We start from the raw sequence: 14009 nt of genomic DNA on the forward strand, positions 1-14009 counted from the left end.
AACACAAAAGTAGCGCCCATGTGGCTCAGTGGTAGAGCACTCCCTTGGTAAGGGAGAGGTCGGCAGTTCGATCCTGCCCATGGGCACCAGAAGTCTCGGTGATTGTTTGCGCGCGGCGCAACGTACGGATAAATCCTCTTAGGAGTCGAAAATGGCCAAGGGTAAGTTTGAGCGGACCAAGCCGCACGTGAACGTCGGCACGATCGGTCACGTTGACCACGGCAAGACCACGCTGACGGCAGCGATCACGACGGTTCTGACCAAGAAGTTTGGCGGCGAAGCGAAGGCGTATGACCAGATCGACGCGGCGCCGGAAGAAAAGGCGCGTGGTATCACGATCAACACGGCACACGTCGAGTACGAAACGGCTAATCGCCACTACGCACACGTCGACTGCCCGGGCCACGCTGACTATGTGAAGAACATGATCACGGGCGCAGCGCAGATGGACGGCGCGATCCTGGTGTGCTCGGCTGCAGACGGCCCGATGCCGCAAACGCGTGAGCACATCCTGCTGGCGCGTCAGGTTGGCGTTCCGTACATCATCGTGTTCCTGAACAAGTGCGACATGGTGGACGACGCTGAGTTGCTGGAACTGGTCGAGATGGAAGTTCGCGAACTCCTGTCGAAGTACGACTTCCCGGGCGACGACACGCCGATCATCAAGGGTTCGGCCAAACTGGCGCTGGAAGGCGACACGGGCGAGCTGGGTGAAGTGGCGATCATGAGTCTGGCCGACGCGCTGGACACGTACATCCCGACGCCGGAGCGTGCAATTGACGGCGCGTTCCTGATGCCGGTGGAAGACGTGTTCTCGATCTCGGGTCGCGGCACGGTGGTGACGGGTCGTATCGAGCGTGGTGTCGTGAAGGTCGGCGAAGAAATCGAAATCATCGGTATCAAGCCGACGGTGAAGACGACCTGCACGGGCGTGGAAATGTTCCGCAAGCTGCTCGACCAGGGTCAGGCAGGCGACAACGTTGGTATCCTGCTGCGCGGCACGAAGCGTGAAGACGTGGAGCGTGGCCAGGTTCTGGCGAAGCCGGGTTCGATCAACCCGCACACGCACTTCACGGCTGAAGTGTACGTGCTGAGCAAGGACGAAGGTGGCCGTCACACGCCGTTCTTCAACAACTATCGTCCGCAGTTCTACTTCCGTACGACGGACGTGACGGGCTCGATCGAGTTGCCGAAGGACAAGGAAATGGTCATGCCGGGCGACAACGTGTCGATCACGGTGAAGCTGATCAACCCGATCGCGATGGAAGAAGGTCTGCGCTTTGCAATTCGCGAAGGCGGCCGTACGGTCGGCGCTGGTGTGGTTGCCAAGATCCTCGAGTAACGCCAGATAGTTCTCGTTGATCGGTAGTTTCGGGGTTGGCGAAGTCGTCAGCCCTAAATGGTTTAGGGGTATAGCTCAACTGGCAGAGCGTCGGTCTCCAAAACCGAAGGTTGGGGGTTCGATTCCCTCTGCCCCTGCCAAATCTCGCGTCATATGTGGCGCTTCGTTAAGGTGTTATGGCGAATCCTTCCGTCGAAACTGTAAATACATCCAGCGACAAGCTGATGCTCGTCGCGGGCGTATTGTTGGTCTTGGCCGGGTTCGTGGGGTTCTTCTGGCTCAACGGCCAGGAATGGTACATCCGCGGAGCTGCCTTGGCTGTTGGAGCGATCGCGGGTGTTGTTGTCGGTCTTCTATCTGCGCCTGGCAAGGGTTTCATCGCTTTCGCCAAAGATTCATACAAGGAAGTCCGGAAAGTTGTCTGGCCAACTCGCAAAGAGGCGACCCAAACAACGCTCGTCGTATTCGGCTTCGTGTTCGTCATGGCTATTTTTCTTTGGGTGAGTGATAAATCCATTGAATGGGCGATTTTCTCGGTGATTCTGGGTTGGAAATGATATGAGTGATACTCCGGCATCCCCGAGCGGCAAGCGTTGGTATGTGGTGCACGCCTACTCCGGAATGGAGAAGAGCGTGCAACGTGCGCTCCAAGAGCGTATCGAGCGCGCTGGCATGCAGGACCAGTTCGGTCAGATCCTCGTGCCGACTGAAGAAGTAGTTGAGGTGAAGGGCGGTCACAAGTCTGTGACCGAACGTCGTTTCTTCCCGGGCTATGTGCTTGTGGAAATGGAAATGACTGACGAAACGTGGCACCTCGTGAAAAATACGGCAAAGGTTACGGGTTTCGTTGGTGGTGCGCGCAATCGACCAAGTCCGATTTCTCCTCGAGAAGTCGAAAAAATCATGTCGCAAATGCAGGAAGGTGTGGAAAAGCCGCGCCCGAAGACCCTGTTCGAAGTAGGCGAGATGGTGCGAGTGAAGGACGGTCCGTTCACGGATTTCAACGGCAGCGTCGAAGAAGTGAACTACGAAAAGTCGCGCGTTCGTGTTTCCGTTACAATTTTCGGCCGCGCAACGCCGGTCGAGTTGGAATTCGGCCAGGTCGAAAAATTGTGATCGAGAATTTTGCGGGGCGAGCCGATCGGTACGCCCCGTATTTCGTGCTTACGGTCCGCGTAATGACCGTTGAGGAGCGCAAGTAGTCAATCTTTTGACGAACGCGCGCTACTACTCACTGAACGTTCGCATGCATAAAAGCAGCGTTCCAACGAGGTTTTCAACATGGCAAAGAAAATCATTGGCTTTATCAAGCTGCAGATTCCTGCAGGTAAAGCCAACCCGTCGCCGCCGGTCGGTCCGGCACTGGGCCAGCGTGGCCTGAACATCATGGAGTTCTGCAAGGCGTTTAACGCGCAGACTCAAGCTATGGAACCGGGTCTGCCGATTCCGGTTGTGATTACCGCGTTCGCGGACAAGAGCTTCACGTTCGTTCTGAAGACGCCGCCGGCTACCGTTCTGATCAAGAAGGCAGCGAAGATCGACAAGGGTTCGAGCAAGCCGCATACCGACAAGGTCGGCACGATCACCCGCGCTCAAGCTGAAGACATCGCCAAGACAAAGATGCCTGATCTGACGGCAGCTGATCTGGACGCAGCGGTCCGCACGATCGCTGGTAGCGCCCGCTCGATGGGCATCACCGTGGAGGGCGTGTAAATGGCTAAGCTTTCGAAGCGTCTGCAAGCATTTGCAGCCAAGGTTGACCGTCAAAAGCTGTACGCAATCGACGAAGCTCTGTCGCTCGTGAAGGAATGCGCAAGCGCGAAGTTCGACGAGTCGATCGACGTCGCAGTGCAACTCGGCATTGACGCGAAAAAGTCGGACCAAGTGGTTCGTGGTTCGGTCGTGCTGCCGGCAGGTACCGGTAAGTCGGTCCGCGTTGCTGTGTTTGCGCAAGGCGAAAAGGCCGAACAAGCACGCGCAGCTGGCGCAGAAATCGTCGGCATGGAAGATCTGGCTGAACAAGTCAAAGCTGGCAAGCTGGACTTCGACATCGTGATCGCTTCGCCGGACACGATGCGCGTTGTCGGTACGCTCGGTCAGATCTTGGGCCCGCGCGGCCTAATGCCGAATCCGAAGGTTGGCACGGTTACGCCGGACGTGGCAACCGCAGTGAAGAACGCCAAGGCTGGTCAGGTGCAATTCCGTGTCGACAAGGCCGGTATCATCCACGCAACGATCGGCCGGGCTTCGTTCGAGCCGACGGCTCTGCGTAGCAACCTGAACGCTCTCGTCGACGCGCTGCAAAAGGCGAAGCCGGCAACGAGCAAGGGTGTCTACCTGCGTAAGGTTGCGCTGTCGAGCACGATGGGTGTTGGCGTTCGCGTCGACCAGGCATCGATCGCAGCGCAGTAAGAAATTTCATCGCCTCGATGGAAATCGAGGCGGTTTTATGGGCTTTGGGCGGTTGCGAAATGGCAGTCTGCATTAAGCAACCGGTTGTCAAAGACCGTTGGCGGGCGCGCATCAGGTAGGCGGGTCCTTAATGCAAGCCAACGCAGATGGCGAACCCGAAAAGGTTTTGTAGTGATGAAGCTGGTTGATGCCTGCAGAGATGCAGGCGTCAGGCGGTCGAAATACTCCTGACTGGTCGGACGCCGTTATTGAACGCGGTACACAAGGCGCACGCTGCGTGTATCGAATCTGGAGGTTAACCGTGCCACTTAACAAAGAAAGCAAGCAGGCCGTCGTCGCTGAGGTTGCCGCGCAAGTCGCGAAAGCCCAGACCGTGGTTCTGGCTGAGTATCGTGGAATCGCGGTTGGCGATCTGACCAAGCTGCGCGCGAAAGCGCGTGAGCAACAGGTTTACCTTCGCGTGTTGAAGAACACGCTGGCGCGTCGCGCTGTCGAAGGTACCCCGTTTGCTTCGCTGGCAGAGCAGATGACTGGTCCCCTGATCTACGGCATCTCGGAAGATGCAATTGCAGCTGCTAAGGTCGTCAACGACTTCGGCAAAACCAATGACAAGTTGATCATCAAGGCTGGTTCCTACGAAGGCAAGGTGATGGACAAGGCTGGCGTGCAAGCGCTGGCAAACATCCCGAGCCGCGAAGAACTGCTCTCCAAGCTGTTGTACGTTATGCAAGCACCTGTTTCCGGCTTTGCGCGCGCTTTGGCCGCGCTGGCAGAAAAGAAACAAGGCGAAGAAACCGCTGCGTAACGCACTTCAGTCGAGCGTGATTGATCGCTGGCTGTATCCGAATTCAATTTAGGAGTATTTCAAATGGCAATCGCAAAAGAAGACATCCTCGAGGCAGTAAGCTCGATGTCGGTTCTGGAACTGAACGAACTGGTTAAGGCGTTCGAAGAAAAGTTTGGCGTGTCGGCAGCTGCTGTTGCAGTGGCAGGCCCGGCAGGCGCAGCTGCGGCTGTTGCTGAAGAGCAAACCGAATTCACGGTCAACCTGACGGAAGTCGGCGCGAACAAGGTTTCGGTCATTAAGGCTGTTCGCGAACTGACGGGTCTCGGCCTGAAGGAAGCGAAGGACCTGGTCGACGGTGCACCGAAGCCTGTTAAGGAAGCGGTACCGAAGGCTGCTGCTGAAGAAGCCAAGAAGAAGCTGGAAGAAGCCGGCGCGAAGGCTGAAATCAAGTAAGTTTCAGCGCGTTGTGCGAAGGCTGGCGGTTTTCCACCGCCGGCCTTTTTGTGCTTTGTGGGGGGCGCGTTTTTGCATGGCATTTTCGGCAAGAACGTGACTCCCAGAAGCCAAAGAAAACCGCCTATCGGCAACATTGACCGGCGTTTCTCTTTGTCTTCTGAAGCGACTGCAGAAGGCAAGTTTGGTCGGGTAGCGGGCAACACAGGCATCCGCTGCCGTCAGCCAGCGGTTGGTAGCGGCCAACCACCAAGCTTCTAGGCTCGTTCAAGCCATCGGACGGCCATCGGGTCTCAGTCGGTGAACACTCGGGTTGTCTCATCAAGGTATCCTGCCTCGACAACAATGCCCGCCGTGATTCGGAGATCGTATGCAATATTCCTTCACCGAGAAGAAGCGCATTCGCAAGAGTTTTGCGAAGCGCCCCATCGTTCACCAAGTACCTTTCCTGCTGGCTACCCAGCTTGAATCATTCAGCACGTTTCTGCAAGCAGACACGTCGTCTACGCAACGCAAGCCGGAAGGCCTGCAGGCTGCGTTTACTTCCGTTTTTCCGATTGTTTCGCACAACGGGTTTGCTCGTCTAGAGTTCGTCAGCTACATGCTGTCGCCGCCGGCATTCAACATCAAAGAATGTCAGCAGCGAGGTTTGACTTACTGTTCGGCACTGCGCGCGAAAGTGCGCCTGGTGCTGCTCGACAAGGAATCGCCGAGCAAGCCAGTCGTCAAGGAAGTGAAGGAACAAGAAGTCTACATGGGCGAAATTCCGCTCATGACGCCGACCGGTTCGTTCGTTATCAACGGTACGGAGCGTGTGATTGTTTCGCAGCTCCACCGTTCGCCAGGCGTGTTCTTTGAACACGACAAGGGCAAGACGCACAGCTCGGGCAAGCTCCTGTTCTCGGCACGTATCATTCCTTACCGCGGTTCGTGGCTCGATTTCGAGTTCGACCCGAAGGACGTGCTGTACTTCCGCGTCGACCGTCGTCGCAAGATGCCGGTCACGATTCTGCTGAAGGCAATCGGCCTCACGCCGGAACAGATCCTCGCAAACTTCTTCGTGTTCGACAATTTCACGCTGATGCCGGAAGGCGCGCAGATGGAATTCGTGCCCGAGCGTCTGCGTGGTGAAGTCGCGCGTTTCGACATCACGGACCGTGACGGCAACGTGATCGTCCAGAAGGACAAGCGGATCAACGCGAAGCACATTCGCGATCTGGACAGCGCCAAGACCAAGTTCATCTCGGTGCCGGAAGATTATCTGCTCGGCCGCGTGCTTGCGAAGAACGTTGTCGACGGCGACACCGGTGAAGTCATCGCGAACGCGAACGACGAAATCACCGAAACCGTCCTCGAAAAGCTCCGCGAATCGAAGATTAAAGATATCCAGACGCTCTACACGAACGATCTGGACCAAGGTCCGTACATCTCGTCGACGCTGCGTATCGACGAAACCGCGGACAAGATGGCCGCACGTATCGCGATCTACCGCATGATGCGTCCGGGCGAACCGCCGACCGAAGAAGCGGTCGAGGCGTTGTTCAACCGTCTGTTCTACAGCGAAGACGCTTACGACCTGTCCAAGGTGGGTCGTATGAAGTTCAATCGTCGCGTGGGTCGCGACGAGATCATCGGGCCGATGACGCTGCAAGACGACGACATCCTCGCCACGATCAAGATCCTGGTCGAACTGCGTAACGGCAAGGGCGAAGTGGACGATATCGACCACTTGGGCAATCGTCGTGTCCGTTGCGTCGGCGAACTGGCGGAAAACCAGTTCCGCGCAGGTCTCGTGCGTGTCGAACGTGCTGTGAAGGAACGCCTCGGCCAGGCCGAAAGCGAAAACCTGATGCCGCACGACCTGATCAACTCGAAGCCGATTTCGTCGGCGATTCGCGAGTTCTTCGGTTCGTCGCAGCTGTCGCAGTTCATGGACCAAACGAACCCGCTGTCGGAAATCACCCACAAGCGCCGTGTTTCGGCACTTGGCCCGGGCGGTTTGACGCGTGAACGCGCTGGCTTTGAAGTCCGCGACGTGCACCCGACTCACTACGGTCGCGTGTGCCCGATTGAAACGCCGGAAGGTCCGAACATCGGCCTGATCAACTCGCTCGCTCTGTACGCGCACCTGAACGAATACGGCTTCCTCGAAACGCCGTATCGCAAGGTCGTGGATAGCAAGGTGACGGATCAGATCGACTATCTGTCGGCGATCGAAGAAGGCCGTTACGTGATCGCTCAGGCGAACGCGGCGGTGGCTGCCGACGGCTCCCTGACCGACGAACTGGTGTCGTCGCGTGAAGCGGGCGAAACGCTGATGGTCACACCGGACCGCATCCAGTACATGGACGTGGCGCCGTCGCAGATCGTGTCGGTGGCAGCATCGCTGATTCCGTTCCTCGAGCACGATGACGCGAACCGCGCATTGATGGGTTCGAACATGCAGCGTCAGGCTGTGCCGTGTCTGCGTCCTGAAAAGGCCGTGGTCGGTACGGGTATCGAACGCACGGTGGCAGTCGACTCGGGTACGACGGTTCAGGCATTCCGCGGCGGTGTGGTCGATTACGTCGACGCAGGCCGTATGGTGATCCGCGTGAACGACGACGAAGCTGTTGCTGGCGATGTCGGCGTGGACATCTACAACCTGATCAAGTACACGCGTTCGAACCAGAACACGAACATCAACCAGCGCCCGATCGTGAAGGTCGGCGATATCGTGTCGCGTGGCGACGTGCTGGCTGACGGCGCATCGACCGATCTCGGCGAACTGGCTCTCGGCCAGAACATGCTGGTCGCGTTCATGCCGTGGAACGGCTACAACTTCGAAGATTCGATCTTGATCTCGGAAAAGGTGGTTGCTGACGACCGCTATACCTCGATCCACATCGAAGAACTGAATGTCGTGGCTCGCGACACGAAGCTCGGACCGGAAGAAATCACGCGCGACATCTCGAACCTGGCTGAAGTGCAACTCGGCCGTCTCGATGAGTCGGGCATCGTCTACATCGGCGCTGAAGTCGAAGCAGGCGACGTGCTGGTCGGTAAGGTCACGCCGAAGGGCGAAACCCAACTGACGCCGGAAGAAAAGCTGCTGCGTGCGATCTTCGGTGAGAAGGCTTCGGACGTGAAGGATACGTCGCTGCGCGTACCGTCGGGCATGAGCGGCACGGTCATCGACGTGCAAGTGTTCACGCGTGAAGGCATTCAGCGCGACAAGCGTGCGCAACAGATCATCGACGATGAACTGAAGCGTTATCGCCTCGACCTGAACGACCAGCTGCGCATCGTGGAAGGCGATGCGTTCCAGCGTCTCGCACGTATGCTCGACGGCAAGGTCGCGAACGGTGGTCCGAAGAAGCTGGCGAAGGGCACGAAGATCGACCAGGCTTACCTGCAAGATCTGGATCACTACCATTGGTTCGACATCCGCCTCGCGGACGAAGAATCGGCGGCACAGCTCGAAGCCATCAAGGACTCGATCGAACAGAAGCGTCACCAGTTCGATCTGGCGTTCGAAGAAAAGCGCAAGAAGCTCACGCAAGGGGACGAACTGCCGCCGGGCGTGCTGAAGATGGTCAAGGTGTATCTGGCAGTCAAGCGCCGTCTGCAACCTGGCGACAAGATGGCCGGCCGTCACGGTAACAAGGGTGTCGTGTCGAAGATCGTGCCGATCGAAGACATGCCGTACATGGCCGACGGCCGTCCGGCTGACGTCGTTCTGAACCCGCTCGGCGTGCCGTCGCGGATGAACGTGGGTCAGGTTCTCGAAGTGCATCTGGGTTGGGCCGCGAAGGGTCTCGGCTGGCGTATCGCCGAAATGCTGCAACGTCAGGCGAAGATCGCTGAACTGCGCGAATTCCTGATCAAGATCTACAACGAGTCGGGCCGCGCTGAAGAGCTGGACAGCTTCACCGACGACGAAATCGTCGAACTGGCAAAGAACCTGCGCGAAGGCGTGCCGTTTGCTACGCCGGTGTTTGACGGTGCGACGGAAGAAGAAATGTCGCGCGCGCTGGATCTGGCATTCCCGGACGACATCGCGAAGAACCTCGGCATGACGCCGTCGAAGAATCAGGTTCGTCTGTACGACGGCCGCACGGGCGAAATGTTCGAACGTACGGTGACGGTCGGCTACATGCACTACCTGAAACTGCACCACTTGGTCGACGACAAGATGCACGCGCGTTCCACGGGCCCGTACTCGCTCGTGACGCAGCAGCCGTTGGGCGGTAAGGCGCAGTTCGGTGGCCAGCGTTTCGGCGAAATGGAAGTGTGGGCGCTCGAAGCGTACGGCGCATCGTACGTGCTGCAAGAAATGCTGACGGTGAAGTCGGATGACGTGACAGGCCGGACCAAGGTGTATGAGAACCTGGTCAAGGGCGATCACGTGATCGATGCAGGCATGCCGGAATCCTTCAACGTGTTGGTGAAGGAAATCCGCTCGCTGGGTATCGACATCGACCTCGACCGCAACTAATCGGACTACGGAGAGAAGGCAATGAAAGCTCTGCTCGATCTATTCAAGCAAGTCCAACAACCCGAAGTTTTTGACGCGATCAAGATCGGTCTGGCGTCGCCAGACAAGATCCGTTCGTGGTCGTTCGGCGAAGTGAAGAAGCCGGAAACCATCAACTACCGGACGTTCAAGCCGGAACGCGATGGTCTGTTCTGCGCGAAGATCTTCGGGCCGATCAAAGACTACGAATGCCTTTGCGGCAAGTACAAGCGCCTCAAGCACCGTGGCGTGATCTGCGAGAAGTGCGGCGTCGAAGTGACGCTGGCGAAGGTGCGTCGCGAACGGATGGGCCACATCGAGTTGGCCTCGCCGGTCGCTCACATCTGGTTCCTGAAGTCGCTGCCGTCGCGTCTGGGCATGGTGCTCGACATGACGCTGCGCGACATCGAACGCGTGCTGTACTTCGAAGCTTACGTGGTGATCGATCCGGGCATGACGCCGCTGAAAGCGCGGCAGATCATGACGGAAGAGGATTACTACAACAAGGTCGAAGAATACGGTGACGAGTTCCGTGCCGAGATGGGCGCGGAAGGCGTTCGCGAGCTGCTGCGCGCGATCAACATCGACGAACAGGTCGAGATGCTGCGCACCGAACTCAAGAACACGGGTTCGGAAGCGAAGATCAAGAAGTACGCGAAGCGCCTGAAGGTGCTCGAGGCTTTCCAGCGTTCGGGCATCAAGCCTGACTGGATGGTGCTCGAAGTGCTGCCGGTGCTGCCGCCGGAACTGCGCCCGCTGGTGCCGCTGGACGGCGGCCGTTTCGCGACGTCGGACCTGAACGACCTGTATCGCCGCGTGATCAACCGTAACAACCGGCTGAAGCGCCTGCTCGAACTGAAGGCGCCTGAAATCATCGTCCGCAACGAAAAGCGGATGCTGCAGGAAGCCGTCGATTCGCTGCTCGACAACGGTCGTCGCGGTAAGGCCATGACCGGCGCGAACAAGCGTCCGCTGAAGTCGCTCGCTGACATGATCAAGGGTAAGGGCGGTCGTTTCCGTCAGAACTTGCTCGGTAAGCGCGTTGACTATTCGGGCCGTTCGGTGATCGTGGTCGGCCCGACGCTCAAGCTGCATCAGTGCGGTCTGCCGAAGCTGATGGCGCTCGAACTGTTCAAGCCGTTCATCTTCAACAAGCTCGAAGTGATGGGTGTCGCTACCACCATCAAGGCTGCGAAGAAGGAAGTCGAGAACCAGACGCCGGTGGTGTGGGACATCCTCGAAGAGGTGATCCGCGAACATCCGGTCATGCTGAACCGTGCGCCGACGCTGCACCGTCTTGGCATTCAGGCTTTCGAGCCGGTGCTGATCGAAGGTAAGGCAATCCAGCTGCACCCGCTCGTTTGCGCGGCGTTCAACGCCGACTTCGACGGTGACCAGATGGCTGTTCACGTGCCGCTGTCGCTGGAAGCGCAGATGGAAGCGCGCACGCTGATGCTGGCGTCGAACAACATTCTGTTCCCGGCCAACGGCGATCCGTCGATCGTGCCGTCGCAGGATATCGTGTTGGGCCTGTATTACGCGACCCGCGAAGCCGTGAACGCCAAGGGCGAAGGCCTGACGTTCACCGGCGTCTCGGAAGCGCTGCGTGCGTACGAGAACAAGGAAGTCGAGCTGGCCTCGCGCGTCAACGTGCGGATCACGGAAATGGTCCACAACGAAGACAAGTCGGAAGGTGCGCCGGCGTTCGTGCCGAAGATCTCGCTGTACGCGACGACCGTCGGCCGTTCGATCCTGTCGGAAATTTTGCCGCCGGGCCTGCCGTTCACAGTGCTGAACAAGCCGCTGAAGAAGAAGGAAATCTCGCGTCTCATCAACACCGCATTCCGCAAGTGCGGTCTGCGCGAAACGGTGATTTTCGCCGACCAATTGATGCAGATGGGTTTCCGTCTGGCAACACGCGCTGGTATCTCGATCTGCGTCGACGACATGCTCGTGCCGCCGCAGAAGGAAACCATCGTCGGCGACGCCGCGAAGAAGGTAAAGGAATACGACCGTCAGTACATGTCGGGTCTCGTCACGTCGCAAGAGCGCTACAACAACGTGGTCGACATCTGGTCGGCAACGTCGGAAGCGGTCGGCAAGGCGATGATGGAACAGCTGTCGACGGAACCGGTGGTCGATCGCGACGGCAACGAAACGCGTCAGGAATCGTTCAACTCCATCTACATGATGGCGGACTCGGGTGCTCGTGGTTCCGCAGTTCAGATTCGTCAGCTGGCCGGTATGCGTGGCCTGATGGCGAAGCCGGACGGCTCGATCATCGAAACGCCGATTACGGCGAACTTCCGTGAAGGCCTGAACGTGTTGCAGTACTTCATCTCGACCCACGGTGCACGTAAGGGTCTGGCTGATACGGCACTGAAGACGGCAAACTCGGGTTACCTGACGCGTCGTCTCGTCGACGTGACGCAGGATCTGGTGGTGGTCGAGGACGATTGCGGTACGTCCAACGGCGTCGCCATGAAGGCGTTGGTCGAAGGTGGTGAAGTCGTCGAAGCGCTGCGTGACCGTATCCTGGGTCGCGTGACGGTGGCTGACGTCGTCAATCCGGAAACGCAGGAAACGCTGTACGAAACGGGCACCTTGCTCGACGAAGATGCGGTCGAAGAAATCGAACGCCTCGGCATCGACGAAGTGCGCGTGCGTACGCCGCTGACTTGCGAAACGCGTTACGGCCTGTGCGCAGCCTGCTACGGCCGCGACCTGGGCCGCGGCTCGTCGGTCAACGTCGGTGAAGCAGTTGGCGTGATCGCTGCTCAGTCGATCGGTGAACCGGGCACGCAGCTCACGATGCGTACGTTCCACATCGGTGGTGCGGCGTCGCGTGCGGCAGTGGCTTCGTCGGTTGAAGCGAAGTCGAACGGTACGGTGCGTTTCACGGCAACGATGCGTTACGTCACCAACGCGAAGGGCGAGCAGATCGTCATCTCGCGTTCGGGCGAAGCGATGATTACCGACGACCACGGTCGCGAGCGCGAACGTCACAAGGTGCCGTACGGCGCGACGCTGTTGCAACTCGACGGCGCGCAGATCAAGGCCGGCACGCAACTGGCGCAGTGGGATCCGCTGACGCGTCCGATCATCACCGAGTGGGGCGGTACGGTGAAGTTCGAAAACGTCGAAGAAGGCGTGACCGTTGCGAAGCAGATCGACGATGTGACGGGTCTGTCCACGCTGGTCGTGATCGACGTGAAGCGTCGTGGCTCGCAAGCTGCGAAGACGGTGCGTCCGCAGGTCAAGCTGCTCGACGCGAACGGCGACGAAGTCAAGATCCCGAACACCGAGCACTCGGTGCAGATCGGCTTCCAGGTCGGCGCTCTGATCACCGTGAAGGACGGTCAGCAAGTGCAGGTCGGTGAAGTGCTCGCACGGATCCCGGTTGAATCGCAGAAAACGCGTGACATTACCGGTGGTCTGCCGCGTGTGGCCGAACTGTTCGAAGCGCGCTCGCCGAAGGACGCCGGCATTCTGGCGGAAGTCACGGGCACGACGTCGTTCGGTAAGGACACGAAGGGCAAGCAGCGTCTCGTTATCACGGACCTCGAGGGCAACCAGCACGAGTTCCTGATCGCGAAGGAAAAGCAGGTTCTGGTGCACGATGGTCAAGTCGTCAACAAGGGCGAAATGATTGTCGACGGGCCGGCTGATCCGCACGACATTCTGCGTCTGCAGGGCGTCGAAGCGCTGGCGCGCTACATCGTGGACGAAGTGCAGGACGTGTATCGTTTGCAGGGCGTGAAGATCAATGACAAGCACATTGAAGTGATCGTCCGTCAGATGCTGCGCCGCGTGCAGATCGTCGACAACGGTGATACGCGTTTCATCATGGGCGAACAAGTCGAGCGTTCGGATATGCTCGACGAAAACGACCGGATGGCTGCGGAAGACAAGATCCCGGCAACGTACGAAAACGTCTTGCTCGGTATTACGAAGGCGTCGCTGTCCACCGACTCGTTCATCTCGGCGGCATCGTTCCAGGAAACGACCCGCGTGCTGACCGAAGCGGCGATCATGGGCAAGCGCGACGACCTGCGTGGTCTGAAGGAAAACGTGATCGTCGGCCGTCTGATTCCGGCCGGTACGGGTCTCGCGTTCCACAAGGCGCGCAAGAGCAAGGAACTGTCCGACCGCGAGCGTTTCGATCAGATCGCAGCGGAAGAGTCGTTCGAATTCGGTACGCCGGAAACCCCGGCCGCCGAACAGCAACACTCCGGCGAATAAGTGCGAGCGGCGAAAGCCGCTTTCACTGAACGCTGACAAAGCCGCCCGGTTTCGACCGGGCGGCTTTTTTTTGCGCTTTAATCGGGCACGTCGATCGTGAACGGTCGATTTGACGTGACGCTGTGGATCTTTGGATCAGTCATCACCTGTAAAAGCGTATCGCTTTCCACGTTCATTCCTCGACTGGTTTTCTTACCGGTCTCCGTGCCGCGGCTCGGCATTTCAGACTCCTCCTATGTTGGCTAACGACCACCTTCCCTAGCATGCGGGGCCGTCGT

9 protein-coding genes and 2 tRNA genes are annotated in these 14009 nt (G+C 58.5%); all 11 read left to right on the forward strand.

Annotation, left to right across the window (positions count from 1 at the left end; all coding sequences use genetic code 11):
* Positions 1–14 precede the first annotated feature (14 nt).
* The 11 genes from FA94_RS21050 to rpoC all read left to right on the forward strand — a co-directional run bounded on the left by FA94_RS21050 (position 15) and on the right by rpoC (position 13731).
* Positions 15–89: transfer RNA gene (locus tag FA94_RS21050), tRNA-Thr, on the forward strand.
* Positions 90–151: 62 nt separating this feature from the next.
* The gene (gene tuf / locus FA94_RS21055; RefSeq protein ID WP_035554720.1) at positions 152–1342 is read left to right on the forward strand and encodes an elongation factor Tu; all 1191 of its coding nucleotides are present in this window, start codon (positions 152–154) and stop codon (positions 1340–1342) included.
* Between the two features lie 64 nt (positions 1343–1406).
* Positions 1407–1482, forward strand: a tRNA-Trp gene (locus FA94_RS21060).
* Positions 1483–1518: 36 nt separating this feature from the next.
* On the forward strand, positions 1519–1899 hold the full coding sequence (gene secE, locus FA94_RS21065; RefSeq protein WP_035554723.1) for a preprotein translocase subunit SecE: 381 nt from the start codon (positions 1519–1521) through the stop codon (positions 1897–1899).
* Between the two features lies 1 nt (position 1900).
* A complete protein-coding gene (gene nusG / locus FA94_RS21070; protein WP_007180147.1) occupies positions 1901–2458 on the forward strand; it encodes a transcription termination/antitermination protein NusG in 558 nt (185 codons plus the stop codon).
* A gap of 165 nt (positions 2459–2623) precedes the next feature.
* Positions 2624–3055, forward strand: coding sequence for a 50S ribosomal protein L11 (gene rplK, locus FA94_RS21075; RefSeq protein ID WP_035554725.1), 432 nt, complete (start codon positions 2624–2626; stop codon positions 3053–3055).
* A complete protein-coding gene (gene rplA, locus FA94_RS21080) occupies positions 3056–3754 on the forward strand; it encodes a 50S ribosomal protein L1 (RefSeq protein ID WP_035554727.1) in 699 nt (232 codons plus the stop codon).
* Positions 3755–4055: 301 nt separating this feature from the next.
* Positions 4056–4559, forward strand: a complete 504-nt coding sequence (gene rplJ / locus FA94_RS21085) for a 50S ribosomal protein L10 (RefSeq protein ID WP_035554729.1) — start codon at positions 4056–4058, stop codon at positions 4557–4559.
* A 63-nt stretch (positions 4560–4622) separates the two neighbouring features.
* Positions 4623–4994, forward strand: coding sequence for a 50S ribosomal protein L7/L12 (gene rplL / locus FA94_RS21090; RefSeq protein ID WP_035554731.1), 372 nt, complete (start codon positions 4623–4625; stop codon positions 4992–4994).
* 370 nt (positions 4995–5364) lie between these two features.
* On the forward strand, positions 5365–9471 hold the full coding sequence (rpoB, locus tag FA94_RS21095) for a DNA-directed RNA polymerase subunit beta (protein ID WP_035554732.1): 4107 nt from the start codon (positions 5365–5367) through the stop codon (positions 9469–9471).
* A gap of 21 nt (positions 9472–9492) precedes the next feature.
* Positions 9493–13731, forward strand: a complete 4239-nt coding sequence (gene rpoC / locus FA94_RS21100; protein ID WP_035554735.1) for a DNA-directed RNA polymerase subunit beta' — start codon at positions 9493–9495, stop codon at positions 13729–13731.
* Positions 13732–14009 lie beyond the last annotated feature (278 nt).

Source organism: Burkholderia sp. 9120 (assembly GCF_000745015.1).
Taxonomy (GTDB): domain Bacteria; phylum Pseudomonadota; class Gammaproteobacteria; order Burkholderiales; family Burkholderiaceae; genus Paraburkholderia.